This window comes from Bradyrhizobium sp. USDA 3650 (genome assembly GCF_054057395.1).
Genome location: NZ_JBSRZG010000001.1, coordinates 3,595,742 through 3,622,479 on the forward strand (window position 1 = coordinate 3,595,742; position 26,738 = coordinate 3,622,479).

Consider the following 26,738-nt stretch of genomic DNA (forward strand, 5'->3'; position numbering starts at 1 on the left):
CAAAAATAGTGACAAACGGACTCGCGGAGAGCCCCCCTCACCCGCCTCGCATCTTGCAATGCGACGCGGCCTCTCCCCGCGCGCGGGGAGAGGCGAAGGACCACCGCCGGAGTCGACAACGAGAATGACAATGCGCAGGACACTCCCATGAAGCGCAGCTGGATGGATCGCGTTATCGATTCGATCGAATGGATCGCAGCCGCTTTCGTCGGCATCGTCGCGCTCGACATCTTCCTGTCGGTGCTGCTGCGCAACACGCTGAATTATGCGATCCCCGATAGTTTCGACATCGGCCGCATGCTGCTCGGCATCCTCATCTTCTGGGGCATCGCCGCGACCTCCTATCGCGGCACCCACATCACGGTCGATTTGGTCTGGGGCAATGTCGGGCCGCGCTACCAGCGCTGGATCGACGTGTTCGCGACGCTGGTGCTGCTGTTCGTCGTGACGGTGCAGACCTGGACGCTGTTCGACAAGGTGCGCGGCACCTACAACGACAACGTCCAGACCTTCGACATGCACATGCCGACCTGGCCGTTCTTCGCGATCGCATGGATCGGCGACGTCTCGGCCGTGCTGCTGATCGCGATCCGCACCTACCGGTTGATCTTCCATCCCGAAGAAATGCACGACCCCAAGCTGAAGGCGACGGAGTAATCATGAGCACCGATGCCGTCGCCGTTATCGGCTTTGTTTCCCTGTTCGCCCTGATGCTACTGCGCGTGCCCGTCGGCATGGCCATGGGCCTTGTCGGCGTTTCCGGCTTCTCCTATCTCGTCGGCGCCACGCCGGCGCTGAAGCTGGTCGGCCAGACCTCGATGCGCACGGTGACCGACTACACCTTCGGCGTCATTCCGATGTTCTTGCTGATGGGCTCCTTCGTCAGCAATTCCGGCATGAGCCGCGAGCTGTTCCGCGCCGCCAACGGCTTTGTCGGCCATTTGCGCGGCGGGCTCGGCATCGCCACCGTCGGCGCCTGCGGCGGCTTTGCCGCGATCTGCGGCTCCTCGGTCGCGACCGCCGCGACCTTCTCCGCGGTCGCTTACCCCGAGATGCGCCGTTTCGGCTATCCGCAATCGTTTGCCACCGGCGTGATCGCGGCCGGCGGCACGCTGGGCGCGATGCTGCCGCCCTCCACCGTGCTCGCCGTCTACGGCATCATCACCGAGCAGGACATCGGCAAGCTGTTCATCGCCGGCATCATCCCGGGCATCCTGGCGATGACCATGTACATGATCACGATCTTCCTGATCGGCTATTTCCGGCCGGACTTTCTGCCCAAGGGCAAGGTGCTGCCGTGGCGCGAGCGCTTCGCCGGCCTGAAGGACATCTGGGCGCCGGTGCTGCTGTTCGTGTTCGTGATCGGCGGCCTCTACGGCCTGCCCTATTTGCCGCGCTTCACGCCGACGGAAGCCGGCGGCGTCGGCGCTGCCGGGGCCTTCATCATCGGCGTGGCGACCGGCCGGCTCGACCGCGAGAAGATTCTGGCCTCGCTGCTCCAGGCGACGCGCACGGCGGCCGCCGTGTTCACCGTGCTGATCGGCGCCTTGATCTTCGGCTATTTCCTCACGGTGACGCAGACCCCGCAGAAGGTGACGGAATTCCTCACAGGCCTCGGCCTCGGCCCCTACGGCGTGCTGGCGCTGATCATGGTGATGTATCTCGTGCTCGGCTGCCTGATGGACGCCATGGCGATGATCATCCTCACCGTGCCGATCATCTTCCCCGTGATCATGCATCTCGGTTTCGACCCGATCTGGTTCGGCGTCATCATCGTCATGACGGTCGAGCTCGGTCTGATCCATCCGCCGGTGGGCATGAACGTCTTCGTCATCAAGAGCGTGGTGAAGGACGTCTCCTTCTCCACGATCTTCAGGGGCGTGATCCCGTTCGTTGCAACAGACCTCGTGCGCCTGGTGATCCTGATCGCCTTCCCGCTGCTGGCGACATGGCTGCCGACGCGGATGATGGCGCATTGATGAGGTAAAGCGATGACCACGCCGGCACTGGAAACCAGATACGTCTTTACCGTCACCGCACGCATCGGCGACGTCGTCACCGCCGGCGAGACCGGCATCGGCATTCGCCGCATCATCCCGATCATCGGCGGCGAGGTGACCGGCGCGATCACCGGCAAGGTGCTGCCGTTCGGTGCCGACTTCCAGACCATCCGCCCGAATGAGCTGATCGATCTCGAAGCCAAATACGCCTTCGAGACCGACGACGGTGCAATTGTCTATGTCGAGAACAAGGGCATGCGCTTCGGCCCGGTCGAGCTGTTGCAAAAGCTCAAGCGCGGCGAGCCGGTCGACCCGAAGCAGATCTATTTCCGCACCGTGCCGAAGTTCGAGACCGGGCATGAGATATACCGCTGGCTGATGGAGCACATTTTTGTCGGTTCAGCAGCGCGGCATGCGGATCGCGTGGTGATCGACGTGCATCAGGTGATGTGAACGCGTCGCGCCGCACCACGCCCGCTAGTCCATTGACATCACGAGGCCTGTAGCGTATACGCTACAGATGCTGACGATCAAGAGAACCGACGAATTCTCTGACTGGCTTAGAAACCTGCGAGACCGGAGAGCGAAGGCAAAAATCCTCGCCCGGATCGATCGGCTGGCGCTCGGCAATCCCGGAGACGTTGCTCCGGTCGGAGGCGGCATCAGCGAAATGAGAGTTCACGAGGGCGCCGGATACCGGATCTACTACGTTGCCCGAGGCGAGGAGATCATCATTCTTCTTTGCGGTGGCGATAAAGGCTCTCAGCCAGGGGACATAGCGTTGGCAAAGAAGATCGCGAGCGAATTGGAGGTCTGAGCAATGGCAAAAGTGAAATCATTTGATGCTGCGGAGTACCTCGACAGCCCCGAGATGATTGCGGCCTATCTCACCGAAGCCTTTGAATCCGACGATCCGTCCGCAATAACGATGGCAATCGGCGCCGTAGCCCGCTCTCAGGGCATGGGCGCCATTGCCGAAAAGGCCGGTCTATCCCGTGAGAACTTGTATCGCTCGCTTGGCGGCGAGGCCAAACCCGAATTCGGCACTGTGATTAAAGTTCTCCACGCCATGGGTATCAATCTTGTGGCGCAACCCCAAAGCGGAACCAAGGCGGCGTAGCGGCCGGATAGCATCGGCGTCCGCGACATTTATCCCAAGCTTGCGCATCGGGCATTCGGGTACGGGCGCTGCACCCGGACTGTCGTCCCTTTTCCGGACTATGCATCGGCTTCCCGGCTGTCAGCCGTATTGACTCCCCCTGTATTCGTTATACAACATAACTATTCTGACAAGGACGCAAATGACACAGGGAAACGCCGAGACCGCTGACGCGGGCGCCTCCGGGCTTTTGAAGATCGAGCGGGCGGACCGGGTTTTGACCGTCGGCCTGAATCGGCCGGCCAAGCGCAATGCGCTCAACGACGGCATCATCCTGGAAATCGGCGAGTGTTTTGCGTCCCTGCCCGAGGATATCGGCGCGGTCGTCATCCATGGCATCGGCGACCATTTTTCCAGCGGTCTCGATCTCTCCGAACTGACCGACCATGATGCCACCGGCGGCCTTCTCCATTCCCAGATGTGGCACCGGGTGTTCGATCGCATCCAGTACAGCCGCGTGCCCGTGATCGCGGCACTGAGGGGCGCCGTGATCGGCGGCGGCCTGGAGCTCGCCTGCGCGGCGCATATCCGCGTCGCCGAACCCTCGACCTATTTCGCGCTGCCGGAGGGGCAACGCGGCATCTTCGTCGGTGGCGGTGGTTCGGTGCGCCTGCCGCGGCTGATCGGCGTCGCCAGGATGATGGACATGATGCTGACCGGCCGCGTCTATTCCGCGACCGAAGGCACCTCCTACGGCTTTGCGCAATATGTCACGGAAGCCGGCAACGGCCTCGGCAAGGCGATGGAGCTTGCGACCAAGGTCGCCTCCAACGCGCCGCTGACCAATTTCGCCGTGCTCCAGGCGCTGCCGATGATCGCGGAGGCCAATCCCCAGACCGGCCTGTTGATGGAATCGCTGATGGCGACGGTGGCGCAGAGCGACAAGGAAGCCAAGCGCAGGATCCGCGAGTTCCTCGAACACAAGACCGCAAAGGTGAAGCCGAAATCATGAGCGCGCAGCCGTCGTCCTCTTCCAGCATGGAGCGCGGCGCGAGCACTTCCCCGCTGCGGCCCATTTCGTTCGGCGATCCCGTCGTGAATATCGAGCGGCGCGACGACGGCACGATTTACCTGCGGCCCAAACAGCCGCTCGGCGATTATCCGGCCCGCATCACCGACCGCCTGCATCACTGGGCGAGCGCGACGCCCGATCGCGTGTTCATGGCCGAGCGCGAAGGTGGCCGCTCCTGGCGCAAGATCAGCTACGCCGAGCTGCTCGCCGCGAGCCGGCACATCGCCTCAGGACTCATTGCGCGCGGGTTGTCGGCCGAGCGGCCGGTTGTCATCCTCTCCGGCAATTCGATCGATCATGCATTGCTGGCGTTCGGCGCGTTCTATGCCGGCATTCCGTTCTGCCCGGTGTCGCCGGCCTATTCGCTGGTATCGAAAGATTACGGCAAGCTCTCCTACCTGATGAAGCTGCTGACGCCCGGCCTCGTCTTCGCCGAGGACGCCGACAAGTTCGCCGACGCGCTCGCGGCCAACGTCTCGCTCGGCACCGAGATCGCCGCGTCCTACGGCCACGTGCCGGGCCGCGACGTCACCTCGCTCGCCGACCTCATGGCAACCCCGATCCGCGCCGATCTGGAGGAGATCCACGGCAAGATCGGCCCCGACACCATCGCGAAATTCCTGCTGACCTCGGGCTCGACCGGCAACCCCAAGGCGGTCATCAACACCCAGCGCATGATCTGCGCCAACCAGGTGATGCTGCGCGAGACGCTCGCCTTCCTCAAGGACGAGCCGCCCGTCATCATCGACTGGCTGCCCTGGAATCACACTTTTGGCGGCAACCACAATATCGGGCTGACGCTCTACAATGGCGGCTCGATGTATCTCGATGCCGGCAAGCCGGTGCCTGGAGGCATTGAGGAGACCGTGCGCAATCTCCAGGAGATATCGCCGACGGTCTATTTCAACGTCCCCAAGGGCTACGAGTCGCTGCTGCCCTATCTGCGCGAGGACCAGGGCCTGCGCGCAAAATTCTTCGACCGGCTGCACGCGATGTTCTTCTCGGGCGCGGCCCTGTCGCCGTTCGTCTGGAACAGCCTCGACGAGCTCGCGGTGAAGGAAAAAGGTTACCGCGTGCCGATGCTGACCGGCCTCGGTGCAACCGAGACCGCGCCGTTCTTCATGTCGGTCAACCCGCGCACCAGCCGCTCCGGCCATGTCGGGCTTCCCGTATCCGGCAACGACGCCAAGCTGGTGCCGAACAACGGCAAGATGGAAGTTCGTTGCAAGGGGCCGAACGTGATGCCCGGCTACTGGCGCCAGCCCGACATCACCGCGAATTCGTTCGACGAAGAAGGCTTCTACAAGCTGGGCGACGCCCTCAAGCCCGTCGATCCCGATGATCTCAACGCCGGCTTCGATTTCGACGGCCGCATCGGTGAGGATTTCAAGCTCGGCAGCGGCACCTGGGTCAGCGTCGGCCCGTTGCGCGCGCGCTTCGTTGCGGCCTGCGCACCGCTGGTGCGCGACGTCGTCATCGCCGGCATCAACCGCGACGAGGTCTCCGCGCTCGTCGTGCTCGATCTCGACGGCTGCCGGCTGATCAACCCGACGCTGCCGACCGACGATCTCGTCGTCGCGACCCGCGACCGGCTGGTGCGCGAGGCATTTCGCGAACGGCTGACCCGCTTTCTCGGCGCGGCCACGGGATCCTCGACGCGGATCACGCGCGCGATCCTCATGGACACGCCACTCTCGATCGACAAGGGCGAGGTCACCGACAAGGGCTCGATCAACCAGCGCGCGGTGCTCGAGCATCGCAGCCTGCTGATCGAGGAGCTCTACGCTGCCAATCCATCGGACCGTGTGATATCGGTCGGCTAAGAAAACGTCGCACCAGGGAGAACGCCATGTTGTTGAAGGATCAGGCTGTCATCGTCACGGGCGGCGCGTCGGGACTGGGCGCGGCGACCGCGCGTAAGCTGGCGGCGCAGGGCGCCCGGGTCGCGGTGTGCGACCTCAATGCCAAGCTCGCCGAGACTGTCGCCGCCGAGATCAAGGGCGTGGCTGTGGCTTGCGACGTCTCCGATGCCGCCTCCGCGGAAGCTGCGATCGCGCAGGCGACCAAGGCCCATGGACCCGCGCGCGTGCTGGTCAATTGCGCCGGCATCGGCGTTGCCAAGCGCGTCGTCGGCCGCGACGGCCCGATGGCACTCGCCGATTTCGATAAGGTGATCAAGGTCAACCTGATCGGCACCTTCAACATGCTCCGCCTTGCCGCAAACGAGATGTCTAAGCTCGAGCCGCAGGCGACCGGCGAGCGCGGCGTCATCATCAACACGGCGTCAGTTGCCGCTTATGACGGCCAGATCGGGCAATCGGCCTATTCGGCCTCCAAGGGCGGCATCGTCGGCATGACGCTGCCGATCGCGCGCGAGCTGGCGCAGTTCGGCGTCCGCGTGCTGACGATCGCGCCCGGCCTGTTCCTCACGCCGCTGCTCGCCAACCTGCCGCAGGAAGCCCAGGACTCGCTCGCCGCCGCGATCCCGTTCCCGCGCCGGCTCGGCCACGCCGACGAGTTCGCGGCGCTCGCCCTGCACATGGTCGAGAATTCGTACCTGAACGGCGAGGTGGTGCGCCTCGACGGCTCGCTGCGCATGGCGCCGAAATAGGGCGCAGCATATGTTCGTGAACCGGCGCGACGTCCAGATCCAGTGGGGTGACTGCGACCCCGCCAACATCGTCTATTACCCGCGCTATTTCGCGATGTTCGACGATTCGACGTCGACCCTGTTCGAAGTCGCCGGCTTCTCCAAGCAGGACCTGGTCAAGAAATACGGCCTGGTGGGCATTCCCATGGTCGACACCCGCGCCAAGTTCTACATCCCCTCGACTTATGGCGACTGGATCACCATCGAAACCAAGATCGAGAGCATCAAGCGCTCGAGTTTCGAGGTGAAGCACAGCGTCTTCAAGGGCGAGGCGCTGGCGATCGAGGGTTTCGAGACCCGTGTCCTGGTCGGGCGCGACCCCGTTAACCCCGACAAACTGAAATCGGCACCGTTTCCTGCGGAAATGGTAGCCAAATTCACGGGGAGCGAGGCCCGGAGCTAAATCGCCACATCACCAAAAGAGGGGGCTGAATTACCCCCCGATTTCTGCTTTCAAAGAAACACATAAAGGGAGGAATAGATGAAACGCTTTTACCTGACCGCCGCCGTCACCGCGGCCGCGCTTGCGCTGCCGGCCGTGCCCACGCTGGCTCAGACCGCCGAGGTCACCATCGGCATCACCACCACCACGACCGGCCCGGGCGCAGCGCTGGGCATTCCCGAGCGCAATGCGCTTGAGTTCGTGCCGAAGGAGATCGGCGGCGTGCCGCTGAAGGTGATCGTGCTCGACGACGGTGGCGATCCCACCACCGCGACCACCAACGCCCGCCGCTTCGTGACCGAATCCAAGGCTGACATCATCATGGGCTCGGCGCTGACGCCGCCAACCATCGCGGTGTCGAACGTCGCCAACGAAGCCGGCATTCCGCATTTCGGCCTGGCGCCGTTCCCGATCACGCCGGAGCGCATGAAGTGGTCGGTGGCGATGCCGCAGCCGATTCCAATCGTAGGCAAGGTGCTGTACGACCACATGAAGGCCAAGGGCGTGAAGACCGTCGGCTATATCGGCTATTCCGACTCCTATGGCGACCTCTGGTTCAACGATTTGAAGGCGCAGGCCGTGCCGATGGGCATAACCATCGCCGACGAAGAGCGCTTCGCTCGCCCCGACACGTCGGTGACCGGACAGGTGCTGAAGCTCGTGGCGGCGAATCCCGACGCCATTCTGGTCGGCGCTTCCGGCACCGCGGCCGCGCTGCCGCAGACCGAGCTGCGCGAGCGTGGCTATCAGGGCCTGATCTACCAGACCCATGGTGCCGCCAGCATGGACTTCATCCGCATCGCCGGCAAAGCGGCGGAAGGCGTGCTGATGGCCTCTGGTCCCGTCATGGATCCCGAGGACCAGCCGGACGAAGCCGCCACCAAGAAGCCGGGCCTCGCGCTCAACTCGGCCTATGAAGCCAAGTACGGCCCGAACAGCCGCAGCCAATTCGCCGGTCACTCTTACGATGCGTTCGAGATTCTCAAGCGCATCATCCCGGCGGCACTCAAGACGGCGAAGCCCGGCACGCCGGAATTCCGCGAGGCGACCCGCCAGGCGCTGCTGTCGGAGAAGGAGCTCGCGGCGAGCCAGGGCGTCTACAATTTCACCGAGAAGGACCGCTACGGCCTCGACGAGCGCTCGCGCATCCTGCTCACGGTGAAGAACGGCAAGTACTCGCTGGTGAAGTAGACGCGGCGCCAGGATTGAGACGACGAGAGCCGGCCCGATGGGCCGGCTTTTTCTTTTGGCTGTATGAGCGAGCCGCACCTCCGGTGTCGCCCCCTCTCCCGCTTGCGGGAGAGGGTTGGGGTGAGGGTGCCTCCGCATTGGGATTGTCTGAGGTCTACGGGCAAAGCCCCCCAGAGGAGATAGCCCTCACCCGCCACGCTCTGCGAGCGTGTCGACCTCTCCCGCAAGCGGGAGAGGTGCACCGAGTCTGCGGTCGCGCTCTCGTCAAGCCGCCTGCCGCAGCGGGGTCCAGGCGAACTCCGGATAGTAAGTGTCCATCATCCGGTCGACATAAGCGGTGAGGTTCGGAAATCCTTCGGCGCGACGGCGCAGGGCGGATTCGAAGAACGGCGTCAGGATCCCGGCGAGTGCACCGAAGGCGGTGGCATCGACGCCGCAGGGCTTGTTGCCCATCAGATAGGACTTGTCGCCGAGCTGCACCGAGAGCGCAAACAGCGAGCGCACGGCGAGATCGACGTCGTCATCGGGCGCGTGACGGCCTAATCCGGAGAGCAAATAGTTCTCGGCGACACGGAATTGCGCGTCCTCGCGCAACTTCTCTCGATTGTGCTCCGGCGCGCCGTCGAAGAAATGCGCAGGCCCCTTGGCGAAGTTGACGGGGTCGACCCAGCGCGCCCCGACCAGCGCAAAATAAACGTGATGCTCGATCATGCGCTCGAACGCCCAAGCCTGCGCGCGCTCGACGAGCGACAGACCGGCGTCGAAATCGAAGCCGTAGCGGCGCTCGATATGGGCGCGGATGAAGGTGGAATCGGCCACCGCCTCGCCGCCATCGTCGATGAAAGGCAGCTGCCCCTTGGGAGAGGCGGGCGGCATCGCCCGCTCCTTCCGGTAGGGCAATCCCGCCATCTTGAGCTGCACCTCCGTCTTGGTGACGAAGGGGCTGATTTCCGGCAGGCCGAAGCCGGTGCCAAAGCCGTAAAGCGTGATCATGAAGGCTCTCCTGAAACCACCGAAAGAGTTGAGGGAACTTAACCGCGGGCTGCTGCCACCATGGTGGCAGCAGCCGTGATATCTTCTGCGAGACGGGCCCCCCGCCAGGCGCGGGCCATGACATGACGGACCAGCGCGTCCGCGGCCTGGACCAGGAAGCGAGCCACCATTGTCGCGAGCGCAAGGCGGAGGTCGAGAACCATGAGATCAAGGGATACGAGGCGGCCGAACGCCCATGCGCACCAAGCTCGGACCTGCAAAGCAGGGACTCGTAGCTGGACCTGTAAAGGCTGGGTCCGCCACAGCGCAGCGGCCGGGCCGAAATGAGTTGGAATGATCATGGACAAATCCTCTTCAGTCGACGTGTTGACCCGGTATAGAACTCCCCTGCTGCCAACATCCTGTCAGCAGCCGCGCGCCACCTTCTGAAAAACCACCGACAAGAGACCCGTCATGAGACGCGCCGACCGGCTGTTTCAAATCATCCAGGTGCTGAGGCGCACGCGTAAGCCGTTGACGGCGGACGCCATCGCGGCCGAGCTCGAGACCTCGAAGCGCACGATCTATCGCGACATCGCCACGCTGATCGGCCAGCGCGTGCCGATCCGCGGTGAAGCCGGCATGGGCTACATCCTGGAAAAGGGGTTTTGACCTGCCGCCTTTGATGCTGACACCCGACGAGATCGAGGCGGCGGTGCTGGGCGCGCAATGGGTCGCCGGCCATGCCGATCCCGCGCTGGCGCGTGCGGCTGAAGATCTGATGGCAAAGATCGCCGACACTGTCCCTGAGCGCCTGCGTCCCTTCGTGCTGGAGCCGGCAAGCCGGGCCCGGCCGAGCTGGAACAGGGAGCCGGACCGCCTGGACATGGCGCGCACACGCACCCAGATCCACGAAGGCAAGAAGATCATGCTGCGCTATCGCGACGAGCAGGGCCGCGCCAGCGAGCGCATGATCTGGCCGATTTCGATCGGCTATCTCGAAGCCGTGCGCCTGCTCGCGGCCTGGTGCGAGCTGCGCGGCGACTTCCGCAGCTTCCGCACCGACCGCGTGGTCGACGCGAGCTATCCCGACGAGAGATATCCGGAAAGGCGCGACGTGCTGCGCGCGAAATGGCGGCAGAGCCTGGTCTGGGGCCCGCCCAAGGATACGTGAAGGATGAAGGACACGTGACGATGGACGAGAACGCCCCCATCGACCTGTCGAGCTGCTGCCAGAGTTGCGGCGCCTGCTGCGGCTATTCAGCGAACTGGCCGCGCTTCTCGATCGAGAGCGACGAGGAGCTCGCCGCGATTCCCGAAGCGCTCGTCAACGACCGTCAATCCGGCATGCGCTGCGAAGGCGATCGCTGTTCGGCGTTGCAGGGAGAGATCGGACAAGCGACCGCGTGCGGCATCTACGCAGTGCGGCCGGAGGTGTGCCGCACGTGCATGCCGGGCGACGCCGAATGCGCAATGGCGCGACGGAAATTCGGGCTGCTAGTTATCGCGAGCGTTTAGGCCGGGACGGCTTCGCTGATCTCGTCGTCGATCTCGTCGTCCAGCGGCGCGAGCACCGAGAGCGGCTTGGTCGACAGCGTGATCGGTTTGCGCCCACCGGACAGCGACGGCGAGGATTTCGCCGCGCCTTCGCGCGCGAGCGCGTAGAGCGTCGAACCGACACGGCCGCCATTCTCGATCAGGTCGCGCTCGTTGCAGCTGCCTGCGATCGCGACCGCCAGCGAATGCAGATGGCTGCGGCGATAGCAGAACAGCGCCAGCCTGGCGCGCGCGTCAGGGGAAACACTTTCAACCAGCCTAGGCAGGCCACTCTCGCTGGCGCGGTACATCTCGCCAAGGAGTTCGTCGCGGACCGGGCACGAATCGCCTTCAAAGGTATCGCGGCTTGAAAACATTGCAGTTCTCCCTCGTCTCGGAAGATGCAGTGCAATTCTCTAATGAAAGGTTAACCACGCTGCCCGGTAGTCACCCGGGGTCCTTGCGCCCTCGCCGCGAATCAATGGGCTGGAAAGGGTTTTCTCTGCGGCAATCCTTCGAGACGCCCGCCTTCGGCGGGCCCTCAGGATGAGGTCTGCTTCTGCAGAAAGATTCTCAGCTCTCGTGGTGAGGAGGCGCGAAGCGCCGTCTCGAACCATGCAGGCCGACAGCCACTCCAGACGGCCGCCAGCGCTCAGTTCGCCGCCATGAAGATGGAGAGGCCGAAGCCGGTCAGATGGTGCAGGGCCTGGTCGATGCCGATCAGGGTCCAGAACCAGGGATGCGCAAGATCGACACCGAAATTGGCCGAGACGAGGCCCTTGGCGCGGTCGATCGTGATGTGGATCACGAAGTCGATCAGCGCCACAAACCAGAATCTCGGCGCCACGATCAGGATCAGCGGCAGCGCAACCGCAAGGTGAACCAGGCAGTGCACCAGGAGCGGCAGGGCCCAGCCGTGCTTCTGGTCCTTGCCATGCGCCATCCAGGCGGTCTGGAGAACGAAATCGGCGATGACGTGCTTGAACGTCAGCAGCAACATCCAACCAATGAGGGCTTCGACCGGGACCGCCGATGACAGGGGTGGAAACGACAAGGCGCCCTCGTTGACGTGACAAGAAGAATTGGAGCGTTCAGCGCAATCTCTTCCTGGACCGGTCAAATCGCCGGGACTTGCGATTTATGACACCTCCCGCGGCGGAATGCAGCCGGGGGGAACCGGAAAATCGCCAACTGTGGCTAACTGGTGATAGGATGACCAATCGCCGCGGCCGGGTTGAGTAAGGTTACCTTCGGCTCGGAATTTGCATTCCGCGGCCTGCGCGCTATCATTGCCGGCACAGAATATCGTTCTTTTTTCAGACGTTTACGAATTACAGGGCGACCGCAGCGATCGCATCCGCGAGCCGCCCGCCACCGGAAGCATAAGGCCAGAGTGCTGCCATGAGTACTGAGGGCCCGACCTCATCGCCGATCGAGCCACCGCCCCGGCGACCCAAGGTGATCAAGACCAATCAGCAGCAGGTCTTCCTCTACGTCGTGCTGACCCTGCTGTTGTCGCTTGCCACCGTCTGGGGCGGCCGCATGCTGGTGCACAATTCGGAGACGCTGACCTTTGCGGTCGGCGCCGCCAACAGCGACGAGGCGCAGTTCGCAGCCAAGCTCGCTAGCGTCCTGAAGAACAACGCCTCGCGCTTCCGGATCAAGATCGTCAACAACGCCGACAACGCCAAGGCGATCGCCCAGTTCGATCGCAAGCAGGCCGACCTCGCGGTGCTGCGCACCGACGCCAAGGTGCCGCTGCGGGCGCGCACGCTCGCGATCCTCGAGCACGATCTCGTGCTGCTGCTCGGGCCCGGAAACAAGAAGATCAAGTCGCTCGCCGAGCTGAAGAAGAAGAAGGTCGCCGTGCTCGCCGACAGCGAATCATCGCTCGCCTTCGTCCGCGGCATCCTCGACATTCCCGACGGCGCGGACGCGGCGAAAATCCAGATGGCGCCGCCGGGCGCAACGCTCGACAAGCTGTTCGCGCCGGCAAGCGGCTTTGGCGCGGTCGTCGCCATCGTCCACGCCTCGAGGGCGGTGCGGGACAAGGCGTATGAGCAGGTCGCCCGGCGCGGCGGCTTCACGCTGAACGCGATCGACGAGGCGAAAGCGCTGGCGCGCAAGATCCCCGGCATTTCCAGCGAGACGCTGACGGCGGGCACGCTGTCTGCATCACCGGAAATTCCCGACGACGATCTCGACACGATCGGGCTCGAATGGTTGCTGGTCGCCCAATCCAGGATGTCGCCGACGGCGGCCGGGGAGCTCGCGCGCACCGTGTACGAGAACAAGTCCGCGCTCGGGCTCGACAGTGGCTTTGCCAGCAGAATCGAACCCGCCTCCGTGGAGAAGGACGCCTTCGTGATGGCGCATCAAGGGGCGGCAGACTACATCAACGACGACACCAAGTCGTTCATGGATAAGTACAGCGACCTGATGTATCTGGGCGCTGCCGCGCTCAGCGTCATCGGCTCGATCTTCGCCGCGATCTACGCCAAGATCACCCGGATCGCGCCGGAGAAGGCCAGCGAGCTTTCCACCGCCATCCTCGACATCGGCGAGCGGATCGAACACGCGCATTCGCTCGACCAGCTCGAATGTCTCCAGGACGAGCTGGAAGGCATCTTGCGCGGCGCGGTCATCGGCTTGCGAGACGGCACGATCAGTACCGACGGGCTCGACACCTTCAAGCTCGGCTACGAATTCGTCCGCGACGAGATCGGCATGCGCCGCGACTATCTCAAGCGCCATGCGGGCGAGGGCGAGAAGGCCGCTCAGGATGCGGCCCCTCCCCACCACGACGAGAGCAATGTCGTGGTGGTGAAGACAGCTCAGAGTGCCTGACCTATCGATTTGAGGATCTGCGGCGACGCCTTGCCGGCACGTCCGCGAACGACCGGGGACCCTTAGTGCGGGAACCGTCCCCGTCCACAACCGTTTGTTCTCGGATCAACCGGAGACCGCGCCATGCGTGCACTCCTCATCATCTTCCTGCTGGGAATGTTGGCCGCGGTTGGCTATTTCGCTTACTCCGCGGTGGCGGTCGAGGGCGAGCCGATTCCGACGGAAGGCTATGTGGCGCTGGCGCTGGGGGCCGGGTTTTCCGTTCTCGTCGGCATCGGCTTGATGGTGCTGCTGTTCTTCAGCAGCCGTCGCGGCTACGACGAACCGCCGCATTTCAAGTAACGGCACGTGGCCCGCGGCCTCGCCCGTCGTTGACGGCCTCGACCGGGGCAGGCACTTTGGCACCGAGGTTCCAGCCGGGGACCGCAAAGACAAAACCGAGCCGCCGTCCCGCATGTCAAAGCCGCTGATCTCCGCTCTGGCCCAGTTCGCGGCCGCCACAGCCGGCCGCAACATGACCAGGGCGGCCTATGTGGCCGTCGCCGTCGGCGTGCTCGCCATGGTGCTCCTGACGGTCAACCCGGCCTATGAGGCGGCGCATCGCTGGGTCGATGCCCTGCTTTGGGCCTGCCTCGTCTACTTCGTGTTCGAATGGGTGGTCCGGCTGCGCCATATGGCGCGGCAGGGGCGCCTTGCACTCTACATGTCCTCCTCCGCCGGGCTGGTCGACGCGGTCGGTGCGTTGGCCGTGCCGGCCGCGCTGCTTCTCGGGATCGAGCCCAGGACGGCGTGGCTGCTCAGCGTGCTCTGGGTGCTGAAGGTGGTACCGGGCATTCCCGGCCTGCGGCAGCTCCGCCGCGTACTGGTGCTGGAATCGGGGCCGCTGCTCAGCGTGCTCGTGATCTTCCTGATGGTGGTCTTCCTGGCCTCGGTCGCCGAATATTTCCTGGAGCGGGACGTGCAGCCGCAGACGTTCGGCAGCGTGCCGGCCGCGCTGTGGTGGGCCGTCGCAACCCTGACGACGACGGGTTATGGCGACGTCGTACCGGTGACGCCGCTGGGCCGCATGGTGGCGGCGCTGGTGATGATCTCCGGTCTCGGTGTGTTCGGCCTCTGGACCGGTATTTTGGCGACCGGCTTTGCCGCGGAGACCCGGCGCGACAATTTCCTCAAGACCTGGGAATCCGTCAGCAAGGTGCCGTTCTTCGCGGCGCTTGGACCGGCCGCCATCGCCGACGTCACCCACATGCTGCGCACCATGGAGCTGCCGGCGCGCACCATGATCATCCGCAAGGGTGCGCAGGGCGATTGCATGTATTTCATCGCCGCCGGCGAGGTCGAGGTCGACCTGCCCGGCAAGAAGGTGCAGCTCGGCGACGGCGCCTTCTTCGGCGAGATGGCCTTGCTCGGCAACAATTTGCGCGGCGCCAATGTCTCGACCACCAAGGTGTCGCGGCTTCTTGTGCTCGACCTCGTCGACTTCCGCGTGCTGATGGCACGGCATCCCGATCTCGCCGAGACCATCGATGCAGAGGCGAAGCGGCGCACGCTCGAAAATAAATAAATGGCGACAAGCAAATAAATGGAGACAAGAATGTCGGACATCACCGACGCAGCCACCGGCCCGGTGCTCGAACTCGTTGGCGCACGCGCCACCATCCGCCTCAATCGTCCCAAACACCTCAACCGGCTCCAGGCCGAGGATCTCGGCGAGCTGGTCAAACTGTTCGACCGGGTCGAGGCTGATCCTGCTATCCGCGTGCTGGTGCTGACCGGCACCGGGCGCGCCTTCTCCGCGGGCTATGATCTCAATTCCGTTGCCGAGCGCGCGGTCAGTGCGAACGAGCAGCAGAGCGCGGGCTCCGCCTTTGAGGTGGTCGTCAACCGGCTGGAGGATCTCGGCGTCCCCACGATCTGCCGGCTCAACGGCGGCGTCTATGGCGGCTCGACCGACCTCGCGCTCGCCTGCGATTTCCGCATCGGCGTCGACACCGCCGAGATGTTCATGCCCGCGGCCCGGCTCGGGCTGCACTACTACAGCAGCGGCATCAAGCGTTACGTGACGCGGCTCGGCGTCGACAATGCAAAAAAACTGTTCCTGACCGCGCAAAAGATCAGCGCGCCGGAGATGCTGCGGATCGGCTATCTCACCAATATGGTGGCGGTCGAGTTTCTGGACGAGGAGGTCGACAAGCTCGCAGCGATCCTCGCCGGCAACGCGCCGCAGGCGATGCGCGGCATGAAGCGCGCGATCAACGAATTCGCCCGCGGCGAACTCGACCAGCAAGCCGCCGACCAGCGCCACCGCGACAGCATGCGCGGCGACGAGATCAAGGAAGGCATCAAGGCGTTCGCGGAGAAGCGGCCGCCAAAATTCTGATCACGCCCGCTTCGACCGCATCGCCCTCACCTGCGTAAGCTTGGGATCGCGGGCAAGCGCCTGGTAGCGTTTGCTCTCGATGGGATAGATCGCGATCCGGCCCTTGCTATCGGCATGAACGCCCCAGCCGAAGCGCTTGCCCAGGCTTGACGCCCTCATGCACGCCTGCCCTCGGGAGAAGAACGCTTCACGGGCCGCCTGCTTCTCCGTTTCCGTCGCCTTCACGGCGAGTTCGCGTCCTGGCGCAGACGTCGCGAAGATCACGTCGTCGGACGTGTATTTGTAAGGCGCCTTGGCAATCATCCCATATTGCAGGCACGCCACCGTCGGCTTTCCCGCGCGCAGCGGCGGCTCTTCGCCAGTGCGCGCAGGACAATCTTCAGCAACCCGGATGAAGGTGTTGAAGCAGTTGGTCGTGTGCATCGGCTTCGTCATCTTCAATCTTGGATCACTCAGCCCTGAAGCGCCGCAGCATGCTGCGCCGCCATCTCAGCATCCGCCGCAGTGATCCGCTGGAACGCCGGCCGCGCCGTCATTCGTTCGGCATAGCGGACGAACACGTCCTTTTTCGGCACTATACCGAACATCATGGTCCAGCTGAACGCGACGCCCCACAGCACATCCGCGGCCGTCATGCGCTCGCCGAGCAGATACGGTCCCTTCGACAGCTGCGCCTCGAGCGCGCCGAGCATGGTGTCATAGTCGGCATACGGCGATTGCGTGATCGGTGCCGGCTCGCGCTGCATGAACTTGTCGATCAGGGCCGGCTCGAACGAGGCGCCGTAATAGGCGATCCAGCGCAGATAGGGGCCGCGCAGCGGATCGTTCAGCGCGGGTGTGAGCCCGGCCTGCGGAAACAAATCGGCGAGGTAGATGGTGATCGCGACCTGCTCGGTCACAAGCTGCCCGCTGTGGCGGATCGCCGGCACCTTGCCGAGCGGGTTGATGGCGAGGTAGGCCGGCTGGCGCTGCTCGCCGGCCTTCATGTTGAGGACATGAAGATCATAGGGCGCGCCCAGTTCCTCCAGCAGCACCCGCGTGCCGGTGGCGCGGCTTTGCGGCGAATAATACAGCGTGATGCGGTTCGGATCGGTCATGGCGGGTCTCCATCTGGCCGGCTGGCGATGGCGTTATAGCGAACCATACCTGACATCCTGTGTCAGGTATGGTTTAAAGGATCATGCGCGCGAGCCGGATGCTGTCGATCCTCACCACCCTCCAGGCCAAGGGGCAGGTCACCGCGCCCGAGCTCGCGGAGGCCTGCGAAGTCTCGGTGCGCACGATCTACCGCGACATCGACGCGCTCGCGGCGTCCGGCGTCCCTGTCTATGCCGACCGCGGCGCCGAGGGCGGCTATCGCCTGCTCGACGGTTATCGCGTGCGGCTGAACGGTCTGTCGCAAAGCGAGGCGGAAGCGCTGTTTCTTGGGGGATTGCCGGGCCCGGCGGCGGCGTTCGGGCTGGATGCGGCGATGATCGCCGCACAGAACAAGCTGATGGCCGCGCTGCCCGCAAATTTGCGCGAAGACGCCGGACGGATGCAGGAGCGTTTTCACCTCGACGCGCCGGGCTGGTTCGGCGAGGCCGAAGAACCCAAGCATCTGCGCACCATCGCCGCCGCGACTCTGCGCGGGACACTGATCAAGATCCGCTACCAGAGCTGGCGCGCCGAGAAGCAGCGCCGCGTCGCGCCGCTCGGTCTCGTGCTGAAAGGTGGCAGCTGGTATCTCGCAGGTCTGGTCGACGGCAGCGTGCGGACCTATCGCGTCGCGCGCGTGCTCGACTGCACGGCGCTCGACGATCGCTGTGAGCGGCCCGCCGGCTTCGATCTCGCCGCCTATTGGCGGGACGCAACGCTGCGTCTCGAGGCCGAGATGCATCCCAATGTCGCGATCGTTCGGCTGTCGCCCTTCGGCGTGAAACTGCTCGATGCACTGAGCCAGCCTTACGTCAGGGCGCGTACGCAGCTCGAAGAGACCGCAGATGCAGACGGCTGGCGCATTGCCAGAGTGCCGACCGGCAAGACGTCATGGCATGCCGCCGCCGAATTGTTGCGGCTCGGGCCCGAGGCCGAAGTACTGGAGCCGGCCGATCTGCGCGAGAAGATGGCCGAGCTGACAGAGGCGATGGCGGTGCGCTATCGCGCGGCGCGGAAAGCAGGATGGCGGCGCAACGCGCCGCAACCGACGAAACACTCCTGAAACACGATTCTCCTCATCCAGCATGAACGCATCCGCGTTTCGGCCCGACCGAGATGCAGGGACACAACAACGGCCCCTGCGCCACACTGGAGAATGAAGATGTTTCGTAAGCTTGCACTTGGTCTGATCGCCGCCGGCTCGCTCGGCGTTGCCGCTCTCGCCCCCACCGCTGCGTCGGCCCACGGCTTCCACCATCACTGGGGTCCGAGCTGGGGCTTTGGCGGGGTCTACGTCAACAGCGGCGTCAACAATTGCTATCAGGAGCGCGTCGTCCAGACCCGCCACGGCCTGCGCGTCCGCGTCGTGAACGTCTGCGCGTACGGGATCTACTAATATCTCGCATTCACGGCAAAGCCCCGATCGCACCGCGATCGGGGCCTTTGCACGTCAAAATTTTTCCCACTAGCCGCCCTGACGCTGCCGCCGAAACCAGGCCCAGGTCTCGCGCGTCGTCCTGAGGTAGCCGCGGCCACGATGGACGATCTCGCCGTCGACGATTCCGTTCAGCTTTGGCAGGGCGTGGAACGGGATCGAGGGATAGGCGTGATGCTCGACGTGGTAGGGCATGTTCCACGCGATCCATTTGACGATTGCGCCGGTATAGGTCGTGCGGGTGTTCTGGAATGCGCTGCGGGTACGCTCGCAGCCGGTGTGCTCGGCGTAGAGATAGGGCCGCAGGAAGAATTGCCCAATGATCAGCGGCACGATCCAGACCCAGAGCAGCAGCGCCGACGAGAACCATAGCGAGAGCCCAAATAGCGCGACATAGAATCCGGCATAGACGCGCGCCTCGGTCACGATGACCGCACGCTTGTTTTCCGGGATCCAGGGCACGGTGACCTTGCCACTGATGGCATGGCCGAGCATCAGCCAGAGACGGCCGGCGACCTGAAGCACGCCGCTATAGGCGAGCGCGAGCTGCGTGTCGGATTTCGGCTTGACGCCGACGACCAGCTCTGGGTCCTTGTCCGGATCCTGGGTGTAGCGGTGATGGTCCCAGTGGAACAGGCAGTAATATTCGTAAGGCAATCCGATGATGAAGCCTGAGAGATAGCCGACTACGAGGTTGAGGCCGCGGCTTTTGAACGCAGTCTTGTGCGCGGTCTCGTGCACGGCCATGAACAGGAAGGCGACGAGATAGCCCTGCACCGCCATCAGCGGCAACGCCCAAAGGACACCCCAGGTGGAAGAGACCCTCCAGATCAGCGCGCCGACCAGTACGACCAGGCCGTAATGGCTGAGGCTTTGCGCGGCACCTCTGAGGTTCGACCGCACCGACAATTCGCGCAGCATCGCCGGTGCCAGCGGCTTCAGCCGATGGCCGGAGTCTGAAACGGTTGTGTCGCTCATGATCGGATGCCTGTCCTACTTGCCGAGAAGCTCCGCGATCTCGGCCTTGATGAAGGCCCGATCGCGCGGATTGTTGACGGGGTTGCCGGCGCGATGGCCGTGCAACGACGGGATCGGATGCAGCACCGCAGAGCGCGCGTTGACCAGCCGACCGAGCTCGTCCTCGTTGTCGCGGACGTCGAAATAGCGGTCGGTTGCACCGGGCATCAGCAGCATGTGGGCCGTGATCGCACCGAACGCGCGATCGAAATCGCCGTTGAATGTGGCGCAGCGACTGATATCGCCATTCTGCCAGATCCCGATCTGCGCCAGCAGATCGTTGGCATCGCGCCGGGCAAACGCCGCGTCCCAGGTGCGGACGAGATAGTCGTCCAGCGAGGTGAAGCCTGCTTCGCGCCAGATCTCGTCGCGATAGAAACCGTGCGACATCGCCCAACCCGCGTAGACGCGCCCCATGGCGCGATAGCCTGCGACGGGCTTCTCGACGAAGCGGCCGTCGCGGAAGGCGGGATCTGCGGTCAGCGCGGCCTTCACGCTTTCCAGGAAGACATAATTATAGGGCGCGCAGCGGGCACTGCCGCAGACGACGGCCGCCCGCTCGACCATATCGGGATGCAGCGCCGCCCAGTGATAGGCCTGCATGCCGCCCATCGACCAGCCATAGACCAGGGCAAGCTTCGAGATGCCGAACCGCTCGGCAAGCAGCCGATGCTGGACCGCGATGGCATCATGATAGGTCAGGATCGGGAACGGCGCGGCGGTATTCGACGGCGACGACGACAGGCCGTTACCGAATAAGTTCGGGATCACGATGAAGTAGCGCGTGGGATCGAGCACCCCGTCGGGGCCGATCAGCCACTCGGTGTCGGTGTGCTGCGCGCTGAACGAGGTCGGATAGAGAATGACATTGTCCTTGTCCGGACTGAGCGTGCCGTAGGTCTTGTAGGCGAGCTTGAGCGAAGCGCCGACGGCCCCGGACCGGAGCGCGACGTCGCCGGCCTCGAAGATCTCGTAGTCGCGCCCTGCCGTCATCGACCGAACTCCCGCTCACGCGGCAAGCGCGCCGCGGAAACAGCGATGCATCGATCATGCCGGTCCCGCAGACGCATCGTCGCGTCACGCTTAATAACTGTACTTATAGTCCATTTATTATGGACCAGCAAGATAAATCCGGTCGCGCGCCGGCTCAGGCGATGGCGGCCAGATAGCGCGCGACAGAGGCCGCGAATGCGGCCTTGGCGCCTGCGGCGATGTTGCGGCCCCACCAGGCGCCGTAGATGCGATCGAACGCCAGCGGTTCGACGGCCGCAGCAATCCGTCGCACCGCGGCGGCATTGAGCGGCATGTAGTTCGGATAGGAGTACATGAAGCTGACGAAACGGCGATCCATCGTCACCTGCGCGATATCGCCGGTGAGCAGCGCGCCCCTGCCGTTCGCACCGCTCGCATGGTGCAGCATGGTGGCGCCGGCGAAATGACCGCCGGTGCGCAGCAGCAGCACATCGTCGGAGATGCGATGGCTGTCGCCGGTCCAGTGCTCGATCGACGCATGCGGACGCGTCACCCATTGGCGATCATCGGCGTGCAAATAGACCGGCACCCCGCCAAACGCCTCGCTCCAATCGGCGAGCGCGCCATAGTAATGCGGATGCGAGATCGCGATCGCCTTCAGCCCGCCGAGTGACCGCACATGCGCGATCGCCTCCGGCGTCGCCAGCGGGACGCAGTCCCACATCAGCCAGCCGTCCGCGAGCGGCACCAGCAGCGCGCGCTGGCCGATGGCAAAGCTTGGCTCGAGCGCGAGGCCGGTCAGGCCAAGATCCTCGCGCCAGACCAGGCGGTGACGTTCCGAGAGCGCCTCGCGCGTGAGGAAAGTCTGGCCCTTCCACCCGACGTATTGCCGTTCGTCCTCGCAAATTTGACAGGACGTTGGCGGATTTTCGCCATCCGGAAATTGCGCGCCGCAGGTTTCGCAGGTCCAGAGAGGCATGCCGTACTCCCGACAGAGACGATCCAACGTCAATAAGGAATTGCTGGCCGTGACCGCAAGCCCCAGCGACCGGGCGAAACCTGGAACCAACCCGAGCAGCGCTCGTTAAACTCTCGTCCGCGCCAGAACGATTGGCTGAAAGGATCATGTCCCACCCGCCGTATCCCGGCTGAGACCAATTTTTGGTATCGATGACATCGCGGTCCCCCTCCTCGTCTCGTATCTGGCCCCTGTTCGCTCTCAACTTCTTCATGGCCGACATGCAGTCGGGCATCGGCCCTTTCGTCGGCGTTTTTCTTCAGGAGCGCGGCTGGGCGAGCGGGTTGATCGGCACCGCGATGACGATCGGCAATGTCGCGGGCATGCTGATCACGACGCCGATCGGCGGCTTCATCGACGCCAGCCGCAACAAGCGGATGTGGGTCGTGATTCCTGGCATCTGCGTGGTGCTCGCGTCCGCGATCATCCTGATCTCGCAGAATTTCTGGGCGGTGACATTCTCGCAGGTCGCACAATCGCTGGCGAGCGCCGCGATCGTGCCGGCGGTCACCGGCATCACGCTCGGCATCGCCAAGCAGAAGGGCTTCAACGCGCTCAACGGCCGCAACCAGGCATTCAACCACGCCGGCAACATGGTCGGCGCCGCGCTGTCGGGCTATCTCGGTTACAAGTTCGGCTATGTCTCGGTGTTCGTGCTGGCGGCGGTGTTCGGCGCCATCGCGATCGCCTGTGTGATGATGATCCCGGCCAAGGCGATCGACGATCGCGCCGCGCGCGGCAGCAAGGAGGACGATCCCGACAGCGCGCCGGACGCGTTCACGATGCTGCTCAAGCACCGCGCGCTGCTGGTGCTGGCAATGGCGCTCGCGCTATTCCATCTCGGCAATGCCGCCATCGTTCCGCTCTATGGCCTGGCGGCAGTCGCCGAAGGCCAAGCCAATGGCCCGAGCTTCGTCGCGACCACCGTGGTGATCGCGCAAGGCGTCATGATCATCACGTCGCTGATCGCAATGAAGGCGGCGAGCAAGCGCAACTACTGGCCCATCATCCTCGTCTCCTTCATGTTCCTGCCCATCCGCGGCGTGCTCGCCTTCTTCGTCACGGGATGGTGGGGCGTCGTACCGATGCAGGTGCTCGACGGCATCGGCACCGGGCTCCAGACGGTTGCTGTTCCCGGCATGGTCGCACGCTCGCTCAATGGCACCGGCCGCATCAATCTCGGTCAGGGTGCCGTGATCACCGTGCAGGGCATCGGCGCGAGCCTCAGTCCCGCGCTGGGCGGCTGGATCGCGCAATGGATCGGCTACGGCCCAACCTTCCTGCTGCTCGGCGGTTTTGGCCTCGCGTCCATGGCGCTGTGGTTCGCGTTCGGCGCCCACGTGAAGAAGTATTGAGGTGCAAGCTTCTCTCTCCTCCTGCGAGGCCGCGAGCTTCAGGTCCCAAAATTCTTCTGGATCGCCTTGTCGAGCGTTTCGCCGCCGACGAAGCGCTGGCGCAGCTCCCGCTTGAGCAGCTTGCCGCTCGGGTTCTTGGGCAGGGCATCGACGAAGATGACGCGCTTGGGCACCTTGAAATGCGCCATCTGGCCGGCGCAATGCTTGATGACCGTGTCCTCGTCGAGCTTCTCGCCGCTCTTGACCACGACGATCGCTGTCACTGCCTCGATCCAGCGCGGATCGGGCAGGCCTACCACCGCGACCTCGGAGACGGCGGGGATGCGGTAGACCATCTCCTCGACCTCGCGGCTCGCGACGTTTTCGCCACCGGTCTTGATCATGTCCTTGACGCGATCGACCACCGTGATGTGGCCCTCGTCATCGACGGTGGCGAGATCGCCGGAGTGAAACCAGCCGCCGGAGAACGCCGCTGCGGTCTTGACGGGATCGTTGTAATAGCCCGAGAGCAGATGCGGCGAGCGGTGCACGATCTCGCCCACTTCGCCGACCTTCACATCCTCCATCGAGCTGTTGACCACGCGGGTCTCGACATTGAGCACGGGCTTGCCGGCAGAGCCGGCCTTGCGCAACTGGTCCGCAGGACCCAGCACGGTCGCGAGGGGCGCGATCTCGGTCTGGCCGTAGAAATTCCAGAACTTCACGCTGGGCAGGCGGCGCTGGAGTTCGAGCAGCACCTCCACCGGCATGATGGAGGCGCCGTAATAACCCTTCTGCAAGGTCGACAAATCCGACTTGTCGAAATTGGGCGAGCGCAGCATCGCGATCCAGATCGTCGGCGGCGCAAAGAACGACGTGATCCTGTGCGTCTGGATCAATGACAGAATGTTGTCGGCCGCCGGCTTGCCCGTGATCACGCCGGAGGCGCCGAGATAGATTTGCGGCCCCAGGAACACGTCGAGCTGCGCGCAATGATAGAGCGGAAGCGCGTGCAGGAATTTGTCGTCCACGCTCATGCCGCCGTCGATGATGCAGCTGACATACTGCCACATCACCGCTTCATGGGTCAGCATCGCGCCCTTGGGCAGCGACTCCGTGCCGCTGGTGTAGACGATCTGCGCGAGATCGCGGCTGTCGACCGACGCCTCGAGGTACGAGCCGTCGGGGCTGAGGAGATCGCCGAAAGTGGTAAGGCCCGCGGGCGCGGTGGCGGGATCCTCACCCGGCAGCCAGATCATCTTCTCGACCGCGCAATCTCTCGCGCTGGCCGCGCGCGCGGGCTCGACGAAATCAGGGCCGGCCGCGAGCAGCTTTGCGCCGGAGCTCTTCAGGATGAAATTGATCTCGTCCGGATTGAGCATGAAGTTGATCGGCACCAGCACCGCGCCAATCCGGGCCAATGCGAACCGGAGCACCGCAAAGGCGTGCGAATTGCGCGAGAGCACGGCTACGCGGTCACCCTTTTTCACGCCGAGACCAAGCAAGCCCCGTCCGAGCCGATTGCAGATCGCGTCCATCTCGGCAAAGGTCCAGCTGACATTGCCGCAGCTCACCGCGAGCTTGCCAGGATCGCGGCCCGCTGCGCGGCGCAGGAGGTCGCCGATGGAATGCTCGCGGGCCTTCGATATGGTCGCTGCGATGTCGCCCGTCATTTCCGTTCCCCTGAATTTTCTCATTGCGTGAGTGCCGCCCTGAGCACACGTCGGACCATGGCATTCACGCGCTTCTTGTTCTTCAAAAGCGTAGTCGGGGCAACCGGCCGCGTCAAATCAGCCAGCGAGCGCGGCGCCGTTACGCAAGAGTTGAGCTCAGAGCTTGTGCCCCTTCTGGCGCAGCGCCTCGATGAGGCGCTGCTTCAACTCGTCGGCCGTCTTCTGGCCGACGTCCTGGCCGATCTGCGCGCTTGCCTGCGCCAGCGCATCCGACTTCTCCAGAAGCTTCTTCCCCGCCGGCTGGCCATAGAAGGCCTCGATCTGGCGCAACTCGTCGATGCTGAAGCTCTGGGCATAGAGGGCGGCGACCTGGTCGACCATCGAGGTGAGGGCCGGAGTGTAGATCTCGGAGCCGGGCGCCGTCACCGCGTCATAGTCGCGCTCGATCTCCGGCCTGTCCTGCGCGACCACGGGCCTCAACTTGAGCAGGAGCTGCGGCAACAGCGCGCGATACTGATCCGCGATCTTCAAGGTGACCACGAGCTTGCGCGCCGCGCTCATCGCCTCCGGCGACGGTGCTTGCGCCGACGCACTAGAGATCAGGAGCAGGAGGGTGCCGGCGATCGTCAACACAAGTCTGGACATAAACCTCTCCGTTGGATCTCTCCAGAAAATGCCGGCCGGCGAACCTCAACGACCCGCGGGCGCCACGGCAGACCTGGCCTCAGGCGCGCTTTCCAGGACGGTGTCGGCCTCCTCGATCTCCGTCACCTTCACGAACAGGTTCGGCACCCGCTCGGTCCGGTCGAGCAGCCAGGCGGCTGCGATCATGATGATGATGCCGACGGCGGAGACCGCGAGCTGCTCCCAGACGCCCTTGGTGTATTGCGTCAGGATCCAGTGCGCCGAGAACGACAGGAAGACGCCGAGGCAGAAGATCGGCAGCGAATGCTGCCCGCACAGGATCACGGGGCGCAGCCAGACCCCGTGCAGGGTCCGCCATTTGCGCGAGAGGAGGTGCGTGACCCAGATCGACAGCGCCAGGAAATGCGTGAAGCGCAGCATGTCGAGGTCGGTCTTGTCGATCGGGTAGATCGCCTTGATCATCCATTTCGGGATCAGGGCTTCGAGCACGGGGACGTGCCAGGTCATCACGATCAGCAGCGCGAAGGCGAGCCAGGCCGCGGCCAGCGCCATCGCCGCCTTCGACCACACCCATCTTCCGATCTTGTCGATCTGGCCGATGCCGCACCAGGCTGCGAACACGAACATCAGCTGCCAGCAGAACGGGTTGAAGTACCAGTGCGTGCCGGGCGGATAGGAGGCGACGTTCCAGTCGAACCAGCGCGCCAGCACGTAGAGCACCACGGAGCCGGCGAGCGTCAGGTTCGGCCGCCGCACCAGGCACCACACGATGAAAGGCGAGGCGAACACCAGCGTGATGTAGAGCGGCAGCACGTCGAGATTGACCGGCTTGTACTTCAGCAGGATCGCCTGCCCGATCAGCTCGTCCGGATGCGACAGGAAATTGAACACGTTGAACTCGTGCTCGTACATCGGATTGTCGAAGCGGCGCGCGGTGCGGGCGATCTGCGCCGTGAACAGCAGGAACAGCATGATGTGGGCGACATACATCTCGACCGCGCGCCGCCACAGCCGCTTCAGCGCGGCGACAAACCAGCCGCCGGCGACGATCGGCCCGTAGATCCAGCCGACCAGATAGCCGGAGATGAAGACGAAGAATTCGGCGGCGTCGCTGAAGCCGTAATTGCGCAGGGTCAACCAGGCCACGACGTCGTGCGGGATGTGGTCGAGGAAGATCATCCACAGACCGATGCCGCGGAAGAGATCGAGCCGCAAATCCCGCTCGACCGGCGCGAGCAGCGCTGACTGGTCCCGTGTGATCATGGCCCCGCCTCGTTCGGTGGGCGTCGCGCCGTCGCGGCGCCGGAAAATCGGATGC

30 protein-coding genes and 1 pseudogene are annotated in these 26,738 nt (G+C 64.2%); 19 read left to right on the top strand and 12 right to left on the bottom strand.

Annotated elements, in window-relative coordinates:
• The first annotated feature begins 147 nt into the window (after window positions 1-147).
• From ACVIN2_RS16685 to ACVIN2_RS16730, 10 genes are all read left to right on the top strand, one after another.
• A complete protein-coding gene (locus ACVIN2_RS16685; RefSeq protein ID WP_007599673.1) occupies window positions 148-657 on the top strand; it encodes a TRAP transporter small permease in 510 nt (169 codons plus the stop codon).
• Between the two features lie 2 nt (window positions 658-659).
• Window positions 660-1,979, top strand: coding sequence for a TRAP transporter large permease (locus ACVIN2_RS16690; RefSeq protein ID WP_027515392.1), 1,320 nt, complete (start codon window positions 660-662; stop codon window positions 1,977-1,979).
• Window positions 1,980-1,991: 12 nt separating this feature from the next.
• Window positions 1,992-2,453 carry a DUF3237 domain-containing protein gene (locus ACVIN2_RS16695; RefSeq protein ID WP_456766367.1) on the top strand — a complete coding sequence of 154 codons (462 nt, stop codon included), beginning with the start codon at window positions 1,992-1,994 and terminating at the stop codon, window positions 2,451-2,453.
• Window positions 2,454-2,520: 67 nt separating this feature from the next.
• Window positions 2,521-2,817 carry a type II toxin-antitoxin system RelE/ParE family toxin gene (locus tag ACVIN2_RS16700; protein ID WP_456766368.1) on the top strand — a complete coding sequence of 99 codons (297 nt, stop codon included), beginning with the start codon at window positions 2,521-2,523 and terminating at the stop codon, window positions 2,815-2,817.
• Window positions 2,818-2,820: 3 nt separating this feature from the next.
• A complete protein-coding gene (locus ACVIN2_RS16705; RefSeq protein WP_007605286.1) occupies window positions 2,821-3,120 on the top strand; it encodes an addiction module antidote protein in 300 nt (99 codons plus the stop codon).
• 181 nt (window positions 3,121-3,301) lie between these two features.
• Window positions 3,302-4,111, top strand: a complete 810-nt coding sequence (locus ACVIN2_RS16710) for a crotonase/enoyl-CoA hydratase family protein (protein WP_007605285.1) — start codon at window positions 3,302-3,304, stop codon at window positions 4,109-4,111.
• Window positions 4,108-5,994 (top strand): feruloyl-CoA synthase, encoded by a 1,887-nt coding sequence (locus tag ACVIN2_RS16715; RefSeq protein ID WP_456766369.1) that lies wholly within the window; start codon window positions 4,108-4,110, stop codon window positions 5,992-5,994. Before ACVIN2_RS16710 ends, ACVIN2_RS16715 begins: the two co-directional genes overlap by 4 nt.
• A gap of 26 nt (window positions 5,995-6,020) precedes the next feature.
• Entirely contained in the window at window positions 6,021-6,782 is a 762-nt protein-coding gene (locus tag ACVIN2_RS16720; RefSeq protein ID WP_456766370.1) for an SDR family NAD(P)-dependent oxidoreductase, read from the top strand.
• Window positions 6,783-6,792: 10 nt separating this feature from the next.
• The gene (locus tag ACVIN2_RS16725; RefSeq protein WP_018458463.1) at window positions 6,793-7,224 is read left to right on the top strand and encodes an acyl-CoA thioesterase; all 432 of its coding nucleotides are present in this window, start codon (window positions 6,793-6,795) and stop codon (window positions 7,222-7,224) included.
• A gap of 78 nt (window positions 7,225-7,302) precedes the next feature.
• Entirely contained in the window at window positions 7,303-8,454 is a 1,152-nt protein-coding gene (locus tag ACVIN2_RS16730) for an ABC transporter substrate-binding protein (protein WP_456766371.1), read from the top strand.
• 264 nt (window positions 8,455-8,718) lie between these two features.
• Here ACVIN2_RS16730 and ACVIN2_RS16735 read toward each other — a convergent pair whose 3' ends face one another.
• Window positions 8,719-9,447, bottom strand: a complete 729-nt coding sequence (locus tag ACVIN2_RS16735; protein ID WP_456766372.1) for a glutathione S-transferase family protein — start codon at window positions 9,445-9,447, stop codon at window positions 8,719-8,721.
• 38 nt (window positions 9,448-9,485) lie between these two features.
• On the bottom strand, window positions 9,486-9,788 hold the full coding sequence (locus ACVIN2_RS16740) for a hypothetical protein (protein WP_456766373.1): 303 nt from the start codon (window positions 9,786-9,788) through the stop codon (window positions 9,486-9,488).
• Window positions 9,789-9,900: 112 nt separating this feature from the next.
• Here ACVIN2_RS16740 and ACVIN2_RS16745 point away from each other — a divergent pair.
• Together ACVIN2_RS16745 and ACVIN2_RS16750 are read left to right on the top strand one after the other, a co-directional pair.
• Window positions 9,901-10,600: pseudogene (locus ACVIN2_RS16745) on the top strand (helix-turn-helix transcriptional regulator).
• Window positions 10,601-10,620: 20 nt separating this feature from the next.
• Window positions 10,621-10,944, top strand: a complete 324-nt coding sequence (locus tag ACVIN2_RS16750) for a YkgJ family cysteine cluster protein (RefSeq protein ID WP_456766374.1) — start codon at window positions 10,621-10,623, stop codon at window positions 10,942-10,944.
• On the opposite strand, the gene ACVIN2_RS16755 is transcribed toward ACVIN2_RS16750, so the two are convergent.
• Window positions 10,941-11,339 (bottom strand): hypothetical protein, encoded by a 399-nt coding sequence (locus tag ACVIN2_RS16755; protein ID WP_007599645.1) that lies wholly within the window; start codon window positions 11,337-11,339, stop codon window positions 10,941-10,943. The genes ACVIN2_RS16750 and ACVIN2_RS16755 overlap by 4 nt on opposite strands.
• 275 nt (window positions 11,340-11,614) lie before the next feature.
• Entirely contained in the window at window positions 11,615-11,962 is a 348-nt protein-coding gene (locus ACVIN2_RS16760; RefSeq protein WP_456769740.1) for a DUF3307 domain-containing protein, read from the bottom strand.
• Between the two features lie 401 nt (window positions 11,963-12,363).
• Here ACVIN2_RS16760 and ACVIN2_RS16765 point away from each other — a divergent pair, with 401 nt between their 5' ends.
• The 4 genes from ACVIN2_RS16765 to ACVIN2_RS16780 all read left to right on the top strand — a co-directional run bounded on the left by ACVIN2_RS16765 (window position 12,364) and on the right by ACVIN2_RS16780 (window position 16,189).
• The gene (locus tag ACVIN2_RS16765) at window positions 12,364-13,809 is read left to right on the top strand and encodes a TAXI family TRAP transporter solute-binding subunit (protein WP_456766375.1); all 1,446 of its coding nucleotides are present in this window, start codon (window positions 12,364-12,366) and stop codon (window positions 13,807-13,809) included.
• A 123-nt stretch (window positions 13,810-13,932) separates the two neighbouring features.
• Complete coding sequence (locus ACVIN2_RS16770) at window positions 13,933-14,151, top strand: hypothetical protein (protein ID WP_456766376.1); 219 nt, start codon at window positions 13,933-13,935, stop codon at window positions 14,149-14,151.
• 112 nt (window positions 14,152-14,263) lie between these two features.
• Complete coding sequence (locus ACVIN2_RS16775) at window positions 14,264-15,373, top strand: cyclic nucleotide-gated ion channel (protein ID WP_456766377.1); 1,110 nt, start codon at window positions 14,264-14,266, stop codon at window positions 15,371-15,373.
• A gap of 30 nt (window positions 15,374-15,403) precedes the next feature.
• Entirely contained in the window at window positions 15,404-16,189 is a 786-nt protein-coding gene (locus tag ACVIN2_RS16780; RefSeq protein WP_456766378.1) for an enoyl-CoA hydratase/isomerase family protein, read from the top strand.
• Here the strand turns inward: ACVIN2_RS16780 and ACVIN2_RS16785 are convergent, their stop codons facing one another.
• Both ACVIN2_RS16785 and ACVIN2_RS16790 read right to left on the bottom strand, forming a co-directional pair.
• Entirely contained in the window at window positions 16,190-16,624 is a 435-nt protein-coding gene (locus ACVIN2_RS16785) for a DUF6157 family protein (RefSeq protein ID WP_456766379.1), read from the bottom strand.
• Window positions 16,625-16,641: 17 nt separating this feature from the next.
• Window positions 16,642-17,286 carry a glutathione S-transferase family protein gene (locus ACVIN2_RS16790; protein WP_456766380.1) on the bottom strand — a complete coding sequence of 215 codons (645 nt, stop codon included), beginning with the start codon at window positions 17,284-17,286 and terminating at the stop codon, window positions 16,642-16,644.
• Between the two features lie 83 nt (window positions 17,287-17,369).
• On the opposite strand from ACVIN2_RS16790, the gene ACVIN2_RS16795 reads away from it, so the two are divergent.
• Both ACVIN2_RS16795 and ACVIN2_RS16800 read left to right on the top strand, forming a co-directional pair.
• Window positions 17,370-18,389 carry a helix-turn-helix transcriptional regulator gene (locus ACVIN2_RS16795; RefSeq protein WP_456766381.1) on the top strand — a complete coding sequence of 340 codons (1,020 nt, stop codon included), beginning with the start codon at window positions 17,370-17,372 and terminating at the stop codon, window positions 18,387-18,389.
• Between the two features lie 99 nt (window positions 18,390-18,488).
• Complete coding sequence (locus tag ACVIN2_RS16800; RefSeq protein ID WP_007599629.1) at window positions 18,489-18,722, top strand: hypothetical protein; 234 nt, start codon at window positions 18,489-18,491, stop codon at window positions 18,720-18,722.
• 69 nt (window positions 18,723-18,791) lie between these two features.
• On the opposite strand, the gene ACVIN2_RS16805 is transcribed toward ACVIN2_RS16800, so the two are convergent.
• The 3 genes from ACVIN2_RS16805 to ACVIN2_RS16815 form a co-directional block, all read right to left on the bottom strand.
• A complete protein-coding gene (locus ACVIN2_RS16805; protein ID WP_456766382.1) occupies window positions 18,792-19,739 on the bottom strand; it encodes a fatty acid desaturase in 948 nt (315 codons plus the stop codon).
• A 15-nt stretch (window positions 19,740-19,754) separates the two neighbouring features.
• Window positions 19,755-20,771, bottom strand: coding sequence for an alpha/beta fold hydrolase (locus tag ACVIN2_RS16810; RefSeq protein ID WP_456766383.1), 1,017 nt, complete (start codon window positions 20,769-20,771; stop codon window positions 19,755-19,757).
• Between the two features lie 154 nt (window positions 20,772-20,925).
• Complete coding sequence (locus ACVIN2_RS16815) at window positions 20,926-21,729, bottom strand: MBL fold metallo-hydrolase (protein WP_456766384.1); 804 nt, start codon at window positions 21,727-21,729, stop codon at window positions 20,926-20,928.
• A gap of 191 nt (window positions 21,730-21,920) precedes the next feature.
• On the opposite strand from ACVIN2_RS16815, the gene ACVIN2_RS16820 reads away from it, so the two are divergent.
• Window positions 21,921-23,123, top strand: coding sequence for an MFS transporter (locus tag ACVIN2_RS16820; protein ID WP_456766385.1), 1,203 nt, complete (start codon window positions 21,921-21,923; stop codon window positions 23,121-23,123).
• Window positions 23,124-23,161: 38 nt separating this feature from the next.
• Here the strand turns inward: ACVIN2_RS16820 and ACVIN2_RS16825 are convergent, their stop codons facing one another.
• The 3 genes from ACVIN2_RS16825 to ACVIN2_RS16835 all read right to left on the bottom strand — a co-directional run bounded on the left by ACVIN2_RS16825 (window position 23,162) and on the right by ACVIN2_RS16835 (window position 26,683).
• A complete protein-coding gene (locus ACVIN2_RS16825) occupies window positions 23,162-24,775 on the bottom strand; it encodes an acyl-CoA synthetase (RefSeq protein WP_456766386.1) in 1,614 nt (537 codons plus the stop codon).
• A gap of 156 nt (window positions 24,776-24,931) precedes the next feature.
• On the bottom strand, window positions 24,932-25,420 hold the full coding sequence (locus ACVIN2_RS16830; RefSeq protein ID WP_456766387.1) for a DUF2059 domain-containing protein: 489 nt from the start codon (window positions 25,418-25,420) through the stop codon (window positions 24,932-24,934).
• A gap of 45 nt (window positions 25,421-25,465) precedes the next feature.
• A complete protein-coding gene (locus tag ACVIN2_RS16835) occupies window positions 25,466-26,683 on the bottom strand; it encodes an OpgC domain-containing protein (protein ID WP_456766388.1) in 1,218 nt (405 codons plus the stop codon).
• Between the last annotated feature and the right edge of the window lie 55 nt (window positions 26,684-26,738).

Coding starts and splice junctions, on each gene's coding strand:
- ACVIN2_RS16685 (WP_007599673.1), top strand. CDS start 148: ATGAAGCGCAGCTGGATGGATCGCGTTATCGATTCGATCGAATGGATC.
- ACVIN2_RS16690 (WP_027515392.1), top strand. CDS start 660: ATGAGCACCGATGCCGTCGCCGTTATCGGCTTTGTTTCCCTGTTCGCC.
- ACVIN2_RS16695 (WP_456766367.1), top strand. CDS start 1,992: ATGACCACGCCGGCACTGGAAACCAGATACGTCTTTACCGTCACCGCA.
- ACVIN2_RS16700 (WP_456766368.1), top strand. CDS start 2,521: ATGCTGACGATCAAGAGAACCGACGAATTCTCTGACTGGCTTAGAAAC.
- ACVIN2_RS16705 (WP_007605286.1), top strand. CDS start 2,821: ATGGCAAAAGTGAAATCATTTGATGCTGCGGAGTACCTCGACAGCCCC.
- ACVIN2_RS16710 (WP_007605285.1), top strand. CDS start 3,302: ATGACACAGGGAAACGCCGAGACCGCTGACGCGGGCGCCTCCGGGCTT.
- ACVIN2_RS16715 (WP_456766369.1), top strand. CDS start 4,108: ATGAGCGCGCAGCCGTCGTCCTCTTCCAGCATGGAGCGCGGCGCGAGC.
- ACVIN2_RS16720 (WP_456766370.1), top strand. CDS start 6,021: ATGTTGTTGAAGGATCAGGCTGTCATCGTCACGGGCGGCGCGTCGGGA.
- ACVIN2_RS16725 (WP_018458463.1), top strand. CDS start 6,793: ATGTTCGTGAACCGGCGCGACGTCCAGATCCAGTGGGGTGACTGCGAC.
- ACVIN2_RS16730 (WP_456766371.1), top strand. CDS start 7,303: ATGAAACGCTTTTACCTGACCGCCGCCGTCACCGCGGCCGCGCTTGCG.
- ACVIN2_RS16735 (WP_456766372.1), bottom strand. CDS start 9,447: ATGATCACGCTTTACGGCTTTGGCACCGGCTTCGGCCTGCCGGAAATC.
- ACVIN2_RS16740 (WP_456766373.1), bottom strand. CDS start 9,788: ATGATCATTCCAACTCATTTCGGCCCGGCCGCTGCGCTGTGGCGGACC.
- ACVIN2_RS16750 (WP_456766374.1), top strand. CDS start 10,621: ATGGACGAGAACGCCCCCATCGACCTGTCGAGCTGCTGCCAGAGTTGC.
- ACVIN2_RS16755 (WP_007599645.1), bottom strand. CDS start 11,339: ATGTTTTCAAGCCGCGATACCTTTGAAGGCGATTCGTGCCCGGTCCGC.
- ACVIN2_RS16760 (WP_456769740.1), bottom strand. CDS start 11,962: ATGTTGCTGCTGACGTTCAAGCACGTCATCGCCGATTTCGTTCTCCAG.
- ACVIN2_RS16765 (WP_456766375.1), top strand. CDS start 12,364: ATGAGTACTGAGGGCCCGACCTCATCGCCGATCGAGCCACCGCCCCGG.
- ACVIN2_RS16770 (WP_456766376.1), top strand. CDS start 13,933: ATGCGTGCACTCCTCATCATCTTCCTGCTGGGAATGTTGGCCGCGGTT.
- ACVIN2_RS16775 (WP_456766377.1), top strand. CDS start 14,264: ATGTCAAAGCCGCTGATCTCCGCTCTGGCCCAGTTCGCGGCCGCCACA.
- ACVIN2_RS16780 (WP_456766378.1), top strand. CDS start 15,404: ATGTCGGACATCACCGACGCAGCCACCGGCCCGGTGCTCGAACTCGTT.
- ACVIN2_RS16785 (WP_456766379.1), bottom strand. CDS start 16,624: ATGACGAAGCCGATGCACACGACCAACTGCTTCAACACCTTCATCCGG.
- ACVIN2_RS16790 (WP_456766380.1), bottom strand. CDS start 17,286: ATGACCGATCCGAACCGCATCACGCTGTATTATTCGCCGCAAAGCCGC.
- ACVIN2_RS16795 (WP_456766381.1), top strand. CDS start 17,370: ATGCGCGCGAGCCGGATGCTGTCGATCCTCACCACCCTCCAGGCCAAG.
- ACVIN2_RS16800 (WP_007599629.1), top strand. CDS start 18,489: ATGTTTCGTAAGCTTGCACTTGGTCTGATCGCCGCCGGCTCGCTCGGC.
- ACVIN2_RS16805 (WP_456766382.1), bottom strand. CDS start 19,739: ATGAGCGACACAACCGTTTCAGACTCCGGCCATCGGCTGAAGCCGCTG.
- ACVIN2_RS16810 (WP_456766383.1), bottom strand. CDS start 20,771: ATGACGGCAGGGCGCGACTACGAGATCTTCGAGGCCGGCGACGTCGCG.
- ACVIN2_RS16815 (WP_456766384.1), bottom strand. CDS start 21,729: ATGCCTCTCTGGACCTGCGAAACCTGCGGCGCGCAATTTCCGGATGGC.
- ACVIN2_RS16820 (WP_456766385.1), top strand. CDS start 21,921: ATGACATCGCGGTCCCCCTCCTCGTCTCGTATCTGGCCCCTGTTCGCT.
- ACVIN2_RS16825 (WP_456766386.1), bottom strand. CDS start 24,775: ATGACGGGCGACATCGCAGCGACCATATCGAAGGCCCGCGAGCATTCC.
- ACVIN2_RS16830 (WP_456766387.1), bottom strand. CDS start 25,420: ATGTCCAGACTTGTGTTGACGATCGCCGGCACCCTCCTGCTCCTGATC.
- ACVIN2_RS16835 (WP_456766388.1), bottom strand. CDS start 26,683: ATGATCACACGGGACCAGTCAGCGCTGCTCGCGCCGGTCGAGCGGGAT.